The 15,353-nt window shown below is 60.5% G+C and carries 13 protein-coding genes; 8 read left to right on the top strand and 5 right to left on the bottom strand.

What is annotated here, in order from left to right; translation table 11 throughout:
- A complete protein-coding gene (gene pedF / locus ACA070_RS13730) occupies positions 1–462 on the bottom strand; it encodes a cytochrome c-550 PedF (protein WP_497451594.1) in 462 nt (153 codons plus the stop codon).
- Positions 463–705: 243 nt separating this feature from the next.
- Here pedF and ACA070_RS13725 point away from each other — a divergent pair, with 243 nt between their 5' ends.
- The 6 genes from ACA070_RS13725 (at position 706) to ACA070_RS13700 (ending at position 5,925) form a co-directional block, all read left to right on the top strand.
- Positions 706–1,890 carry an ABC transporter substrate-binding protein gene (locus ACA070_RS13725; RefSeq protein ID WP_497451593.1) on the top strand — a complete coding sequence of 395 codons (1,185 nt, stop codon included), beginning with the start codon at positions 706–708 and terminating at the stop codon, positions 1,888–1,890.
- Positions 1,891–1,929: 39 nt separating this feature from the next.
- Positions 1,930–2,904 carry a YVTN family beta-propeller repeat protein gene (locus ACA070_RS13720; protein ID WP_497451592.1) on the top strand — a complete coding sequence of 325 codons (975 nt, stop codon included), beginning with the start codon at positions 1,930–1,932 and terminating at the stop codon, positions 2,902–2,904.
- Complete coding sequence (locus tag ACA070_RS13715) at positions 2,901–3,632, top strand: ABC transporter ATP-binding protein (RefSeq protein ID WP_497451591.1); 732 nt, start codon at positions 2,901–2,903, stop codon at positions 3,630–3,632. Before ACA070_RS13720 ends, ACA070_RS13715 begins: the two co-directional genes overlap by 4 nt.
- On the top strand, positions 3,629–4,420 hold the full coding sequence (locus ACA070_RS13710; protein ID WP_497451590.1) for an ABC transporter permease: 792 nt from the start codon (positions 3,629–3,631) through the stop codon (positions 4,418–4,420). The genes ACA070_RS13715 and ACA070_RS13710 overlap by 4 nt, the downstream gene beginning before the upstream one ends.
- Positions 4,421–4,645: 225 nt before the next feature.
- Entirely contained in the window at positions 4,646–5,203 is a 558-nt protein-coding gene (locus tag ACA070_RS13705) for a PQQ-dependent catabolism-associated CXXCW motif protein (RefSeq protein WP_497451589.1), read from the top strand.
- 56 nt (positions 5,204–5,259) lie between these two features.
- Positions 5,260–5,925 (top strand): response regulator transcription factor, encoded by a 666-nt coding sequence (locus ACA070_RS13700; protein ID WP_094471953.1) that lies wholly within the window; start codon positions 5,260–5,262, stop codon positions 5,923–5,925.
- Positions 5,926–6,103: 178 nt separating this feature from the next.
- On the opposite strand, the gene nahK is transcribed toward ACA070_RS13700, so the two are convergent.
- The 3 genes from nahK to ACA070_RS13685 all read right to left on the bottom strand — a co-directional run bounded on the left by nahK (position 6,104) and on the right by ACA070_RS13685 (position 10,992).
- Positions 6,104–8,701, bottom strand: coding sequence for a hybrid sensor histidine kinase/response regulator NahK/ErcS' (gene nahK / locus ACA070_RS13695; RefSeq protein ID WP_497451948.1), 2,598 nt, complete (start codon positions 8,699–8,701; stop codon positions 6,104–6,106).
- Positions 8,670–9,833 (bottom strand): nitric oxide-sensing protein NosP, encoded by a 1,164-nt coding sequence (nosP, locus tag ACA070_RS13690; protein WP_497451588.1) that lies wholly within the window; start codon positions 9,831–9,833, stop codon positions 8,670–8,672. The genes nahK and nosP overlap by 32 nt, the downstream gene beginning before the upstream one ends.
- Before the next feature lie 352 nt (positions 9,834–10,185).
- The gene (locus ACA070_RS13685) at positions 10,186–10,992 is read right to left on the bottom strand and encodes a sulfite exporter TauE/SafE family protein (protein WP_497451587.1); all 807 of its coding nucleotides are present in this window, start codon (positions 10,990–10,992) and stop codon (positions 10,186–10,188) included.
- Between the two features lie 162 nt (positions 10,993–11,154).
- Here ACA070_RS13685 and ACA070_RS13680 point away from each other — a divergent pair, with 162 nt between their 5' ends.
- Entirely contained in the window at positions 11,155–12,018 is an 864-nt protein-coding gene (locus ACA070_RS13680) for an MBL fold metallo-hydrolase (RefSeq protein WP_497451586.1), read from the top strand.
- A gap of 1,424 nt (positions 12,019–13,442) precedes the next feature.
- Here the strand turns inward: ACA070_RS13680 and bkdR are convergent.
- On the bottom strand, positions 13,443–13,931 hold the full coding sequence (gene bkdR / locus ACA070_RS13675; protein WP_008005367.1) for a Bkd operon transcriptional regulator BkdR: 489 nt from the start codon (positions 13,929–13,931) through the stop codon (positions 13,443–13,445).
- A 186-nt stretch (positions 13,932–14,117) separates the two neighbouring features.
- Between bkdR and ACA070_RS13670 the strand changes: the two genes are divergently transcribed.
- Positions 14,118–15,353, top strand: a complete 1,236-nt coding sequence (locus ACA070_RS13670) for a 3-methyl-2-oxobutanoate dehydrogenase (2-methylpropanoyl-transferring) subunit alpha (protein WP_461954435.1) — start codon at positions 14,118–14,120, stop codon at positions 15,351–15,353.

The following is a 15,353-nucleotide window of genomic DNA, read 5'->3' as shown; positions in this document are numbered from 1 at the left end:
TTACTCCTCGACGTGAACGCTGTCCAGGTAAGTGCGCACCGCCCACAAGGCTTCCTGACTCAGGTAATCGGCCATCTTCGGCATGTAGACCCGACCGTCCCGCACGGCACCGTTACGCACACGTTCGACGAACCATTCATCACCCGCCTCGGCGACATCGAGCATGCGCAAATCCGGGGCGATGCCGCCGGACTTGGCTTCCAGGCCATGACAGGCCGCGCAGTTCTGGTTGTACGCCGACGAGCCGATTTCCACGGCCTTGTCGTGTTCCGGGGAGGTGCGATACGGGTTCACCGCCGCCCAACCATCGGCATCCACCTGCACGCCGGCGTCCTTGATCGGGGTCAGCCCGTTGGTTTCGATGGCCTGAGGCACCACGTTGCCGTGGGCCCAGACCGAACCTGCGCCGATCAAACCGGCCAGGAGTCCGGCAACGAGTAAGGCGTTGCGTTTTGTTGTCATTGTTATGCCCTCTTGATTGCACGCAAAACCTCTGTGAAGAGGCTATGGCACCCATCTTAGGAAGGGCTTCGCACAATCCCCATGCTGCTTTGGTGGCCGCCTTCTCGTCCCTTGGTAGTAGGGCTTGTGGCGCACACCCAAATCAGAGCTACTACCTTGGTACTGCCTGACTGGTACTTTCTGCATATTTCATTCTGCCTCGCAGGCTTCCTATGCTGGCGCTACCTGTAATGGAGTGCCTTTATGCGCCTGCTTGCCCCTTACGCCCTGATCTACCTGCTGGCGATTGCCTGCGCCGCCGGGTTAGCGACTCAGAGCCAGGCCGCGGAGGCGCCGTTGCAGGTGCAGATCGGCTACCTGGGCTATCGACCTGACCCCGGCCCGCTGCTGTCAAACGTGATTCCCGAACCGGTCGATGCCGGACTTCGCGGTGCCGAACTGGCGATCACCGACAGCAACAGCACCGGGCGTTTTCTGAACCAGAGTTACAGCCTGGTCAGCGTCAACGCCGAGAGCCCGGATGCCCTGATCGACGCGGCCAAGGCCCAGCACGAACAGGGTCTGCGCCTGTTTGTGGTGAATGCTCCCGCGGAGAGTCTGCGTCGGCTCGCCGCCGTGCTGCCCGACAGTTTGCTGTTCAATGCCGGCAGCCCGGATGACAGCCTGCGCAGCACCGACTGCCTGCCGAACGTGCTGCACAGCCTGCCGAGCCGGGCAATGCTCGCCGATGCATTGGCGCAGTTTCTGGTGGTGCGCAAATGGCAACGGGCGCTGCTGATCGTCGGCCCGACCCCGGACGATCAGGCCTATGCCGCCGCCCTGCGCCGCGCCACCAAACGTTTCGGTTTGAAACTGGTCGCGGAGAAAGCCTGGAGTTTCGACAACGATCAGCGCCGCAGCGCCCAGGCTGACATGCCGCTGTTCACCCAGACCACCGAGTACGACGTGGTGCTGGTCGCGGATGAACGCGGTGATTTCGGCGAATACGTGCCCTACCAGACCTGGTACCCGCGGCCGGTCGCCGGCACTCAGGGCCTGACCCCGGTGGGCTGGCACAAAACTGTGGAAACCTACGGCGCCGCCCAGTTGCAGAAACGCTTCGAAGCGCTGGCCGGGCGCTGGATGAATGACCGCGATTTCGCATCATGGATCGCCGTGCGCAGCATCGCCAGTGCGGTGAGCAAGCTGCGCCAGGTCGATCCGATGGCGATCCGTGCGCTGGAAATCAGCGATCAATTGCCGCTGGACGGTTTCAAGGGTCGCAAGCTCAGTTATCGCCCGTGGAACGGCCAGTTGCGTCAGCCGATTCCCATTGTCCAGCCCCGCGCGCTGGTCAGCACGTCGCCGCAGGACGGGTTCCTGCACCCCTTCAACGAAATGGACAGCCTCGGCTACGACAAGCCCGAGGTCAGTTGCCGCTTTCCCTGATATCGCCTCCAGACAACGACAACAAAAAAGGAATCCGCCATGCGTCGCACCCTGCTTTGCCGCTCCCTACTTTTCTGGGCCCTGCTGCTCGCCGCCGGGCACGCCGCGGCCAGCACCGCCTGGGTCTCCAACGAAAAGGACAACAGCCTGAGCCTGATCGACCTGCAAACCCTGCAGGTCACCGACACCCTGCCCGTCGGCCAGCGCCCCCGCGGTTTGCTGCTGTCCCACGACAATAAGCTGCTGTACATCTGCGCCAGTGACTCGGACCGGGTCCAGGTGATGGACGTCGCCACGCGCAAGATCATCAAGGAACTGCCCTCAGGCAAAGACCCCGAGCAGTTCGCCCTGCACCCCAACAATCGCTGGCTATACGTTTCCAACGAAGACGATGCGCTGGTGACGGTGATCGACACCGAAACTTCCAAGGTGCTGAGTCAGATCAACGTCGGCATCGAACCCGAAGGCATGGCTGTCAGCCCCGACGGCAAGTGGGCGGTGAACACCAGCGAAACCACGAACATGCTGCACTGGATCGACACCAGCACCCAGACCCTGGCCGACAGCACCCTGGTGGATCAGCGGCCGCGTTTCGTCGAGTTTGCCCCGGATGGCTCCAAGCTCTGGGCCTCGGCGGAGATCGGCGGCACGGTGACCATTCTCGATGTCGCCACCCGGCAGATCCTCAAGACCCTGACCTTCCAGATCAAGGGCGTGCACCCGGACAAGGTCCAACCGGTGGGCATCAAGCTCAGCGCCGACGGCAAGTACGGTTTTGTTGCCCTCGGTCCGGCCAATCATGTGGCGGTGATTGACGCCAAGACGTTCGAAATTCTCGATTACTTGCTGGTGGGCCGGCGCGTCTGGCAGATGTCGTTTACCCCGGATCAGAAGCAGTTGCTGGCCACCAACGGGGTCAGCGGCGATGTGTCGGTGATCGATGTCGACAGCCTCAAGGTCACCAAATCTGTGAAGGTCGGGCGCTATCCGTGGGGCGTGGTGGTGACGCCATGAACGCACTGGAAGTCAGCGACCTAAGTTTCGCTTATGGGGCGCGGGAGGCATTGCGCCAGGTGAGTTTCAGCCTGGCACCCGGGCGCTTCGCGGCGCTGTTGGGGCCGAACGGCGCGGGGAAATCGACGCTGATTGCCTTGCTCACTCGACTCTACGATTTGCAGCGCGGTGATATCCGGGTCGGCGGTTGTTCGCTGCGCAATGCGGCGCGCCCGGCGCTCAAGCAACTGGGTGTGGTGTTTCAGCAAAGCACGCTGGACCTGGACCTTAGCGTCGAGCAAAACCTGCGTTATCACGCGGCGCTGCATGGAATGTCTCGGCGCCAGACCGGCCTGCGTGTCGACGCCGAACTGGCGCGCCAGGCCCTGACCGAACGCCGTCGCGAGCGGGTTCGTGAACTCAATGGTGGTCACCGTCGCCGGGTGGAAATCGCCCGCGCCTTGCTGCATGAGCCACGGCTGTTGTTGCTCGACGAAGCCAGTGTCGGCCTCGATCCGGCCAGCCGTCTGGCGCTCAATCAACACATTCGCGGTCTGTGCCGCGAGCAGAACATCAGCGTGCTCTGGACCACTCATTTGCTGGATGAAGTGCAGCCGAGCGACGACTTGCTGATTCTTCATCAGGGCCGCTTGGTCGCCAGCGGGCAGGCTGATGCTTTGAGCCAGGAACATGGCGGCGATCTCGGTTCAGCCTTCTCCCGCCTGACCACATCAGGAGCCACTCAATGAATGCGTATTGGCAATGCTTCAGCGGCATCGTGCTGCGTGAATGGCTGCGATTTGTGCTGCAACGCACGCGGTTTCTCAGTGCGCTGGTGCGCCCGCTGCTGTGGTTGCTGGTGTTCGCGGCCGGGTTTCGCGCGGCACTCGGGATCGCGATCATCGAGCCCTACGACACTTACATTCCGTATGAGGTCTACATCATCCCGGGGCTGGCCTGCATGATTCTGCTGTTCAACGGCATGCAAGGTTCGCTGTCGATGGTCTACGACCGGGAGATGGGCAGCATGCGCGTGCTGCTGACCAGCCCCCTGCCCCGAACCTTTTTGCTGTGCAGCAAACTGCTGGCCACTTCGCTGATTTCGCTGTTGCAGGTGTACGCCTTTCTGGCGATTGCCTGGGTGTACGGCGTGCAGCCGCCGGCCATGGGTTTGCTGATCGCCTTGCCTGCGTTGCTGCTGGTGGCGTTGATGCTCAGCGCACTGGGCTTGCTGCTGTCAAATGCGATCCGCCAGCTGGAGAACTTTGCCGGGGTGATGAATTTCGTGATCTTCCCGCTGTTTTTCCTGTCGTCGGCGTTGTATCCGCTGTGGAAGATGCGCGAGTCCAGCGAATGGTTGTACTGGCTGTGCGCGTTGAACCCGTTCACCCATGCGGTGGAGCTGGTGCGGTTTGCCTTGTATGAGCGCTTCGATCCGCTGGCACTGACAGTGTGCGCGGGGCTGACACTGGTGTTCGCACTGCTCGCCGTACTCACCTTCAACCCACAACACGCCGCCCTGCGCAAAACCAGCTGACACCACATCCCCCTTGTGGGAGCGAGCCTGCTCGCGATAGCGGAGTGTCAGTCAATAGAGATGTTGAATGTTGAACCGCCATCGCGAGCAGGCTCGCTCCCACAGTTGATCTCTGTTGAATGGGGTGAAATTACTACTTTAGTACTGGTTTCCCTGTCTATCGTCGCATTCCCAATGCACCGAGACTGGCATGTAATGGGTTCTTAACTGTAAGGATTGAACCCCATGCCGCGTGCCCAACGTCGTCTGTTGCGCCCTTCCCTTGCTGCACTGTCGCTGAGCCTGTTGCTGAGCGCCGCGCACGCCGGCACACCGCTGTTCTCCGCCGACGGCTATCGCATCAGCCTCTACCGCAGCCCGACGCCGAATCAGCTTCAAGGCGCGGCCATCATCGACACCGCCGCCCTGCAAACCCTGCTCACTCAGACACCGCGCCCGGTGCTGATCGACGTCTACCGCCGCCAATGGCTGAAAGGACAATTCATCGAAGACCAGCCTCACGAAAACCTGCCCGGCAGCCATTGGCTGGCCAATACCGGCGACGGTGACCTGACACCTGACTGGCAGGGCTATTTTGCGCGTAACCTGAACACATTGACCGCAGGAGATCTCGCGAAACCGCTGGTCTTCTACTGCCGCTCCGACTGCTGGCTGAGCTGGAATGCGGTCAAACGCGCCGCTGCCATGGGCTATAAAACATTGTATTGGTATCGCGACGGCCTGGACGCCTGGCAAGCCGCGAACCTGCCCGTTGAACCGGCCCGGCCTGAGCCCTTCCCCTGACCTTTACGCGTGCGTGTTGTTGCCACACCATAATGAAAATAATGAGGTGAAAGGCTATGTACAAAATTCTGATTGCCGATGATCACCCGCTGTTTCGCGAAGCCATCCATAACGTCATCAGCGACGGTTTTCCGGGCAGCGAGGTGATGGAAACTGCCGACCTCGACAGCGCCCTGCTGCTGACTCAGGAACATGACGACCTGGACCTGATCCTGCTCGACCTGAACATGCCCGGCATGCACGGCCTCAACGGCCTGATCAACCTGCGCAACGAGGCGCCGACCATTCCGGTGGTGATTGTCTCGGCCGAGCAGGACAAACAGATCGTGCTGCAAGCCATCACCTATGGCGCGGTGGGTTTCATCACCAAATCCTCGCCACGGGTGCAGATGACCGAGGCCATCCAGCAGATTCTCAACGGCAATGTGTACCTGCCACCGGACATCATCCGTACGCAAAAATGTGGCACCCACCGACGCATGAATGACAACCCAAGCTTCCCGCCGGAACTGCTCCAGGCCCTGACCCGCAAACAATTGCTGGTGCTCGAACGCATGACCAAGGGTGAATCGAACAAGCAGATCGCCTACACCCTGGAAATCGCCGAAACCACGGTCAAGGCGCATGTCTCGGCGATCCTGCGCAAACTCAATGTGCACAACCGGGTGCAGGCGATATTGAGTGCCGGGGACATAGATTTTGGGTCTTATCTTCGGCGCTGAATGTTGGGGTTTCCCTGATACTGTGGCGAGGGAGCTTGCTCCCGTTGGGTCGCGAAGCGGCCCCCTTCAAACTTCAGATAAACCGAGTTGCCTGATTTACGACTGCTTCGCAGCCGAACGGGAGCAAGCTCCCTCGCCACAGAAAGCCTGCTCGCCACGGGACTGGTTTCCGGCGTAACTACCGGGATGGGCCAAGCAAATGACTCATCGCCGTCTTCAGCTTCATCGGCCTTATCGGCTTATGCATCAAGGTATGCCCCAACTCGCGAATCTGCTGCTTGAGCTCATTGCTGTAATTGGCGGTAATCATCATCGCCGGGATCGCTGAACCGCGACGGGCGTTGATCCGGGCCACCGCATCGACGCCGTTCTGATCGTCATCCAGGTGATAGTCGGCGATCAGCAAGTCGGCTTCTTCATGATAATTGTCCACCTGCCGCGCCAGGTCTTGTTCCGACAGCGCCGTGACCACCCGACACCCCCACCCTTCAAGCAACGTGCGCATGCCCGCGCAAATAGCCGCGTCGTTATCCAGCACCCACACCCGCGCTCCGCGCAGACGTTCCAGCATCGGCTCACTCATCAGCAGCGCCGGTTGAGCCTTGGGGGCGGTGGCGCTCAACGGCACTTCGACGGAAAACATCGAGCCCTTGCCCGGCCACGAACGCACGTGAATGCGGTGACCGAGGATCCCGGCAATCTTCTCGACAATCGCCAGCCCAAGACCCAACCCGCGATCCTGATCCGGACGCTGCACATCGCCACGCTTGAATTCCTGGAAAATCTCTTCCAGCCGATTTTCAGCAATGCCCATCCCGCTGTCCCACACCTCGATCGTCAACCGCTGATGATGACGCCGACACCCGAGCACCACACGACCGCTATAGGTATAACGAATGGCGTTGCTCAGCAGATTGCGCAGGATCCGCGCGAGCAACTGGATGTCACTGCGCACCAACGCCGAACACGGGATGAAATGCAGTTCAAGCCCTTCACTCCGGGCCACTTGGGTGTACTCCACCGCGAGGTTTTCCAGCAGTTCGCTCAGGGCGAACGGCGCAATGTCAGCCTTGATCACCCCGGCATCCAGTTTGGAGATGTCCACCAGGGTGCCCAGCAGGTTTTCCACGTCTTCCAGGGAGTTGCTGACGTTACGCACCAAAATCGCATTGGCCACCGGTTCGCGTCGTTCCAGCAAAGCGCTGGTAAACAGCCGCGCGGCATTGAGCGGTTGCAGCAGGTCATGACTGACGGCGGCGAGAAACTTGGTCTTTGACAGGTTGGCCTGCTCGGCCTCTAGTTTGGCCTCGCGCAAGCGCGATTCAACGCGTCGACGCTCGTCGATTTCCCGCAGCAATTGGTCATTGAGGGTGGTCAGTTCGGTGGTGCGTTCGCGCACCCGCAACTCGAGATTTTGATAAGCCTGGTGCAGCGCCTCGGCGGTGCGCCGGCGCTCGGTAATGTCGCGGATCAACACGAAAATCCCCACCACTTCGCCAGTGGCCAGGCGATTGGGCACATAGGAACGCAGCATGTAGCGTTCCTGATTATTGATGTTGGTTTCGGCGAATTCGAACGTCACGCTCTCACCGGCCAGGGCCCGGGCCACATAGGCTTCGAGGCGCTGGTAATGCTGCTCACTGTGGACTTCGCGCAGGCTCTGCCCGAGCATCACGCCGCGAGGCCAGCAGTACCATTCTTCGTAGACTTTGTTGGTGAACTCGTAGACCAGATCCGCATTGAGGTAAGCAATCAGCGCCGGCACATGGTCGGTGATCAGGCGAATCCAGCGCTCGCTTTCGCTCAGTGCTTCGGCGTGCTGGTAGCGTTCGGTGATGTCGGTGAAGGTGTTGACGAAGCCGCCGGTGGGCAACGGATGGGTGCGGATTTCCAGCACCCTGCCATCGTAGAGGCGCTGCTCTAACTCCTGCACGTGCCGCCCGTTGGCATCGCGACTGGCCGGGGTCAGCAGGTTTAACTCGCTGTCGGCGATCACCTCGGCAAACGGCCGGTGGGCCGCCACCGGGGCCAGCCCGCTGAGTTCCAGGAAACGGCGGTTCCACAGTTCCAGGATGCCCTCGGCATTGACCATGGCCACGCCTTGGGACAGGTTGTCGACCGCCCGTTGCAGCAAATGGGATTTCTGCGCCACCGCCTGCTCCCGGCGCACGGTTTCGCTGAGTTTGACGTCGGTAATGTCGGTGAACAGGATCACCCGACCGCCTTCTTGGGTGGGCCGTTCGCTGACTTGCAACCAACGCCCGTTTTGCAGGCGATAAATCAGGTTTTCGTCAGCATGCCCCCGGGGTTCTTCGGTGAACAGCCCGGTGGCACTCATCAGGCGCTTGACCTCGGCCAGGCGCATACCGGCGTTGATTCGCACCCGGCTGTTGCTCCAAAACGCCTTGAAACGGCTGTTGAACAAGACGATGCGCTGCTCGGCATCGAACAGCACAAAGGCGTCGGAAATGCTCTCGATGGCATCGATCAAATGCTGGTGAGCGGTTTCTGCGCGCAGGCGCGCTTCGCTGAGCAAGTGATTGCCCGACTTCAGTTCGGCCATGGCCTGATTCAAGGCATCGGTACGCTCACGCACCTGCTCGGCCAGCACCACCGAATGCTGGAAGGCCGCGTAGGGGTCGTTGCCGCGGGTGATGCCGGATTCGATCCGCTCGATCAGCGCGCCATTGATGCGCTGCAGTTTTTGATTGTCGTGGCGCAGGCTGGCGAGCTGTGCCTGGAGCTCAACGATGTCCAGGGGACCGGCCTCGGGCAATGGCAACCCCGGTGAAGGTCTGGTTGATGTGCATGCCATTGAACTGTTCTCCGTAGGTGTTGAAACCCATCACCCGCTGGTCGCGCAAAAACGTTCCGATCTGCTCCAGGCTGCCGCCGTCTTCCAGTTCCAGACGCCTGAGAAAGCAGTCGCAGCCGATGGTCAGCAACAGATCGCCAAGACGCTCCTGCAAGCCTTCAAACAAGGTTTGCAGGTTCGGCAGCATCGGGCCGGGCGTCATGACGGTGAGGACGATGCCGTTTTCCACGGCGCAGTAAAAACTCAGGCTCAGGTCCGGATGAACCTGCTGGATGGCCCGCACGTAATACTGATCGTTGATCCGCACGGCCAACGGGTGCGCAGCAAAGACACGGTGATCGAGCTCGGCCACCGGTACGCCGATGTGTCGGGCGTACTCCTCGGCAGCCGGTTCGGCATTGAGTTCGAAGACCCGGCGCGAGGCGCTGTTCGCGCCGGTGACCACCAGTTTCTCGGCCCTTGGCAGAATGTGGTGGGTGGTGAACACCTCGAAATCCAGCCAGGTATTGACCAGCACCACCACCGCCGCGCCGCTGTGGAACTCGCCGCCAAAATAGACGTGGGTGTGGGTCAGGTAGTTATCGTCGCCGGCCGAACCACCGAAATGCGGGATGTCGCCCAACGCTGCGCTCAAGGCGGCGAGGACCATTTCTTCACGGCTGGACAGGCCATCGAGCAAGGTCAGGGCAAAGCTGTTGCCCTTGATCGGCGCCAGGGTATTGCTGCGACAGCCGCTGACCAGGCGCTCGACCATTTGCTGGGCGTCGATCAGGCTGAAGCGCTCCATCTCGCTGATCAGTTCGGCGTCGATGGAAAAATGCCGATGATCGAACCCCACCGCCGTCACGCAGTTGCGACCGTAGCCCAACGGAGTGATTTCCCCGGCGCTGGTGCAGCCCACCAGGCGAATCCCGCCGAAGCTTTGTTGCAAGGCCTGGCCCAGCGTCTGCAAGTCGTACTCGGCGGAACAGAAGAACAGCACGAAGCCCAGATGCGGGTGCAATAGCTGACGCGCGAGCTCCTGTGCCACTTGTTGGGCATCGGTGGCCTGGGACATGCCACTGACCACCCCTTCACTCTGGACCTGCTGCATGGTCGCCCCCCGCAGGTGCGCGTGTATGAGGCACGAGTGTACGAAGCCTGCGGGCTGCGACGTATGCTACTTGGGTAGTGGGTAGCCGCTTCGATGGGATGAGAGTGGTGTCGAAAATCTACAAAACACCACACATCCCCTGTGGGAGCGGGCTTGCTCGCGAAGGCGGCCGTCCAGCCAATAATGATGTTGCCTGACACACCGCTTTCGCGAGCAAGCCCGCTCCAACATTGGATCTGCGTGATGCCGATTCCAGCGATTACCAGTTCAACACCGCCCCCAGCACGCCAAAACCCGGAACTTAGGATGTACGCTCGCCCGCCAGACTGGCGGCCACAGGAACCGGTACTTCCTAGACGCCCGCTCTGAACAGCATGTAAGCGGCGACCACGACACAGACGCTGGCGAAGCCGATTTGCAGCGCTCGGGCCGGGACTCGCGCGCAGAGCTTGCGGCCAACGATCATACCGACCACGCTGGCGACGATGAATGACACGCCCAGTGCGTCAATCCTGACACCGGCATGAAACGCGCCGATGACCCCGATGGCCGATATCAGGCTGATCACCATCAATGAAGTGGCAACGATGCCGCGCATCTGCACATCGGTCAGTTGCTTGAACGCAGGCACGATCAGGAAGCCACCGCCGACGCCGAGCAACCCCGACACCACGCCAGTCACTGCGCCGAGGGCTGCCAGGGTCGCGGTGCATTTGGCGGTCCAGGAAAAACGCCCGGTCTGCTGATCGAGCATGCAGTTTCTCTGGCCCCAGTTGGCGTGGCCGTGGTCGCTCGGGCCCTCTTCCTGGCGCTCACGTCGCAGCATCCGCCAGGCCACCATGACCATCAGCAGACTGAACAGGATCATCAGGATTTTTTCCGGCAACTGATGGGCAAAGTAGATGCCGACCGGCGAAAAAACCGCCCCCAGCAGCGCGATCAGCAACGCTGCGCGATAGCGCACCAGACCATGGCGCAAACCGTCAATGGCCCCGACCGCTGCCGCACTGCCCACCGCAAACAACGCCACCGGCGCGGCCTGGGTCATGGTCAAACCCAGTCCCAGCACCAGGGCCGGCACCGCAAGAATGCCGCCACCGGCCCCGGTCAATCCAAGGACCAGGCCCATCACCACACCAAAAAAACTCGCCAACAACATAAAACGCTCGGGATCCGCGAAAAAAAGCCGGGAACGCCCGGTATCGATGACTGACAGGATAGAGCCCGTGCGGATTTTTTCCTTCATGAATTAACGCGGGGCTGGTCAGCGCAGGGAAAATGACACTACCCTCATGGCTTGTCCTGAAAGAAAACGGCCACCATGCCTGCCTTGATTGAAGCTTTTCTAGACCCTGCCTCGTCGACCTACAGCTACGTGATCTACGAAGGAAATGGCGGTCAATGCGCCATCGTCGACCCGGTCCTCGACTACGACCCCGCCGCCGGGCGCACCGCCACCACCCAGGCCGACAAAATCATCACCTTCGTGCGCGATCACCAGTTGCAGGTGCAATGGCTGCTGGAAACCCACGCCCATGCCGATCACCTGTCCGCCGCACCGTATCTGCGTCTGGAGCTGGGTGGCAAAATCGCCATCGGCCAGTCGATCAGCAAGGTTCAGGGCGTGTTCAAGACCCTGTTCAACCTTGAGCCGGAGTTTCGCAGTGACGGTTCGCAATTCGACCATTTGTTCGCGCCGGACGAGTCGTTCATGATCGGTAACCTCAAGGCCACCGCCCTGCATGTGCCCGGCCACACACCGGCAGACATGGCTTATTTGATCGACGGTGATGTGATCCTGGCGGGCGATACCTTGTTCATGCCGGACGTGGGCACTGCCCGTTGCGACTTCCCCGGCGGCAACGCCAACCAGATGTTCGCCTCGATCCACAAACTGCTGGCCTTTCCCGCCAGCGTTCGGCTCTACGTCTGCCACGACTACCCGCCCGAAGACCGCGAATCCCGGTGCATGACCACGGTGGGCGAGCAGCGTAAAAGCAACATCCACGTTCATGACGGCATTGATGAAGCAGCATTCGTCGCCATGCGCACCCAGCGCGATGCCGGGTTGGGCATGCCGACGCTGTTGCTGCCGGCGATTCAGGTGAATGTGCGGGCGGGAAATTTGCCGCCGGCGGAAGACAATGGCGTGGTCTACCTGAAAATCCCCCTTAATAAACTCTGACGCTCGATCGTTCTCACTCGTGGGAACGGTCATCAAAACTCGAACTTCCCACCTCCGTAGCAGCTTTCGAGCAGCGCGAGGCTGCGTCTGCGGTGTGCCTGAAGGTACTCGATTGCAGGTTTGCGACGGCTTCGCCGCCGAACGCTGCCTCGCGGTGCTCGACAGCTGCTACTGGGGAACGATTCGGTCTTTCTGAATAAATTCCGACTGTGTAGCAGCTGTCGACCAGCGCGAGGCTGCGTCTGCGGTGTGCCTGAAGGTACTCGATTGCAGATTTGCGACGGCTTCGCCGCCGAACGCTGCCTCGCGGTGCTCGACAGCTGCTACTGGGGAACGATTCGGTCTTTCTGAATAAATTCCGACTGTGTAGCAGCTGTCGACCAGCGCGAGGCTGCGTCTGCGGTGTGCCTGAAGGTACTCGATTGCAGGTTTGCGACGGCTTCGCCGCCGAACGCTGCCTCGCGGGGCTCGACAGCTGCTACTGGGGAACGATTCGGTCTTTCTGAATAAATTCCGACTGTGTAGCAGCTGTCGACCAGCGCGAGGCTGCGTCTGCGGTGTGCCTGAAGGTACTCGATTGCAGATTTGCGACGGCTTCGCCGCCGAACGCTGCCTCGCGGTGCTCGACAGCTGCTACTGGGGAACGATTCGGTCTTTCTGAATAAATTCCGACTGTGTAGCAGCTGTCGAGCAGCGCGAGGCTGCGTCTGCGGTCTGCCTGAAGGTACTCGATTGCAGGTTTGCGACGGCTTCGCCGCCGAACGCTGCCTCGCGGGGCTCGACAGCTGCTACTGGGGAACGATTCGGTCTTTCTGAATAATTCCGACTGTGTAGCAGCTGTCGAGCAGCGCGAGGCTGCGTCTGCGGTGTGCCTGAAGGTACTCGATTGCAGGTTTGCGACGGCTTCGCCGCCGAACGCTGCCTCGCGGGGCTCGACAGCTGCTACTGGGGAACGATTCGGTCTTTCTGAATAAATTCCGACTGTGTAGCAGCTATCGAGCAGCGCGAGGCTGCGTCTGCGGTCTGCCTGAAGGTACTCGATTGCAGGTTTGCGACGGCTTCGCCGCCGAACGCTGCCTCGCGGGGCTCGACAGCTGCTACTGGGGAACGATTCGGTCTTTCTGAATAAATTCCGAATGTGTAGCAGCTGTCGAGCAGCGCGAGGCTGCGTTTGCGGTGTGCCTGAAGGTACTGGATTGCAGGTTTGCGACGGCTTCGCCGCCGAACGCTGCCTCGCGGGGCTCGACAGCTGCTACTGGGGAACGATTCGGTCTTTCTGAATAAATTCCGACTGTGTAGCAGCTGTCGAGCAGCGCGAGGCTGCGTCTGCGGTGTGCCTGAAGGTACTCGATTGCAGGTTTGCGAGGGCTTCGCCGCCGAACGCTGCCTCGCGGTGCTCGACAGCTGCTACAAGGGATTTGTGTTTAGTTGTTGAGGGTCAGGCCGTTGGCCGGCAATGGCAGTGCGGTTTTGTAGCGCACTTGCTTGAGCGCAAAGCTTGAGCGGATGTTGGCGACGCCCGGGACTTTGGTGAGGAAGTCCATCATGAAACGCTCCAGCGACTGAATGGTCGGCACCAGCACCCGGATCAAATAGTCCGGGTCACCGGCCATCAAATAGCACTCCATCACTTCCGGGCGATCCGAAATCGCTTCCTCGAAATGCTGCAACGCCTCTTCCACCTGTTTTTCCAGGCTCACATGAATGAACACATTCACGTGCAGCCCCAGCAGGTCGGCGTCCAGCAGCGTCACTTGCTCGCGAATCAGCCCCAATTCCTCCATCGCCTTGACCCGATTGAAGCACGGTGTCGGCGACAGGTTGACCGAGCGTGCGAGGTCGGCGTTGGTGATTCGGGCATTCTCCTGAAGGCTGTTCAAAATGCCGATATCGGTACGGTCCAGTTTGCGCATGAGACAAAACCACCTGTTTTTTATGTTTATGCAGATTTTTTATCCTCAAATGATCTTCAACGCAACGAAACAGAGATAAATATTCTTCTGCGCCGGGCCTATGATGTTTGTAGGACAAGATTTCCATAACACGTGGAATGACGGTCAGCTCACTACAAGAAATTCACAAGATCGAGCGTAGAAGCCATGAACCAAGCGTACGAACCGCTGCAACTGCACGTTCCCGAACCATCGGGCCGTCCTGGCTGCAAAACCGACTTCTCCTACCTGCGTCTGACCGACGCCGGTACGGTGCGCAAACCCCCAATCGACGTTGAACCGGCCGACACAGCTGATCTGGCCAAGGGCCTGATTCGCGTGCTCGACGACCAAGGCAATGCCCTCGGTCCATGGGCTGAAGGCGTACCGGCCGAGATCCTGCGTAAAGGCATGCGCGCCATGCTCAAGACGCGGATCTATGACAACCGCATGGTGGTCGCCCAGCGTCAGAAGAAAATGTCGTTCTACATGCAGAGCCTTGGCGAAGAAGCCATCGGCAGCGGCCAGGCCCTGGCGCTGAATGTCGATGACATGTGCTTCCCGACGTACCGCCAGCAAAGCATCCTGATGGCGCGGGATGTGCCGCTGGTGGACCTGATCTGCCAACTGCTGTCCAACGAGCGTGATCCGCTCAAGGGACGTCAGTTGCCGATCATGTACTCGGTCAAAGACTTCGGCTTCTTCACTATTTCCGGCAACCTCGCCACCCAATTCGTACAGGGTGTGGGCTGGGGCATGGCGTCGGCGATCAAGGGCGACACCAAAATCGCCTCGGCCTGGATCGGCGACGGCGCCACCGCTGAATCCGATTTCCACACCGCCCTCACCTTCGCCCATGTTTACCGTGCGCCCGTGATCCTCAACGTGGTCAACAACCAGTGGGCGATCTCGACGTTCCAGGCGATTGCCGGTGGTGAAGCCACTACGTTCGCCGGTCGTGGCGTCGGTTGCGGTATTGCCTCCCTTCGGGTCGACGGCAACGATTTCGTCGCGGTCTACGCGGCCTCTGCCTGGGCTGCCGAACGCGCCCGCCGCAACCTCGGTCCGACCATGATCGAATGGGTCACCTACCGCGCTGGTCCGCACTCCACGTCTGATGACCCTTCCAAATACCGTCCTGCCGACGACTGGAGCTACTTCCCGTTGGGCGACCCGATTGCGCGCCTGAAGCAGCACCTGATCAAAATCGGTCAGTGGTCCGAAGAGGAACACGTCGCCGTCAGCGCCGAACTGGAAGCCGAAGTGATTGCCGCGCAAAAAGAAGCCGAGCAGTACGGCACCCTCGCCGGTGGCCAGATTCCGAGCGCCGCGACCATGTTCGAAGACGTCTATAAAGAGATGCCGGAGCACTTGAAGCGCCAGCGTCAAGAGTTGGGGATCTGA

Source organism: Pseudomonas sp. LBUM1678, assembly GCF_059695575.1.
The sequence above is the reverse complement of the archived record's forward strand: the minus strand, read 5'-3'. Positions and strand labels throughout refer to the sequence as shown.

Excerpts from the sequence above, each read along its gene's own strand:
- ACA070_RS13705 (WP_497451589.1), top strand. The coding sequence starts at position 4,646 with ATGCCGCGTGCCCAACGTCGTCTGTTGCGCCCTTCCCTTGCTGCACTG.
- ACA070_RS13700 (WP_094471953.1), top strand. The coding sequence starts at position 5,260 with ATGTACAAAATTCTGATTGCCGATGATCACCCGCTGTTTCGCGAAGCC.
- ACA070_RS13710 (WP_497451590.1), top strand. The coding sequence starts at position 3,629 with ATGAATGCGTATTGGCAATGCTTCAGCGGCATCGTGCTGCGTGAATGG.
- ACA070_RS13725 (WP_497451593.1), top strand. The coding sequence starts at position 706 with ATGCGCCTGCTTGCCCCTTACGCCCTGATCTACCTGCTGGCGATTGCC.
- nosP (WP_497451588.1), bottom strand. The coding sequence starts at position 9,833 with ATGCAGCAGGTCCAGAGTGAAGGGGTGGTCAGTGGCATGTCCCAGGCC.
- ACA070_RS13685 (WP_497451587.1), bottom strand. The coding sequence starts at position 10,992 with ATGTTGTTGGCGAGTTTTTTTGGTGTGGTGATGGGCCTGGTCCTTGGA.
- ACA070_RS13670 (WP_461954435.1), top strand. The coding sequence starts at position 14,118 with ATGAACCAAGCGTACGAACCGCTGCAACTGCACGTTCCCGAACCATCG.
- ACA070_RS13715 (WP_497451591.1), top strand. The coding sequence starts at position 2,901 with ATGAACGCACTGGAAGTCAGCGACCTAAGTTTCGCTTATGGGGCGCGG.
- ACA070_RS13680 (WP_497451586.1), top strand. The coding sequence starts at position 11,155 with ATGCCTGCCTTGATTGAAGCTTTTCTAGACCCTGCCTCGTCGACCTAC.
- ACA070_RS13720 (WP_497451592.1), top strand. The coding sequence starts at position 1,930 with ATGCGTCGCACCCTGCTTTGCCGCTCCCTACTTTTCTGGGCCCTGCTG.
- bkdR (WP_008005367.1), bottom strand. The coding sequence starts at position 13,931 with ATGCGCAAACTGGACCGTACCGATATCGGCATTTTGAACAGCCTTCAG.
- pedF (WP_497451594.1), bottom strand. The coding sequence starts at position 462 with ATGACAACAAAACGCAACGCCTTACTCGTTGCCGGACTCCTGGCCGGT.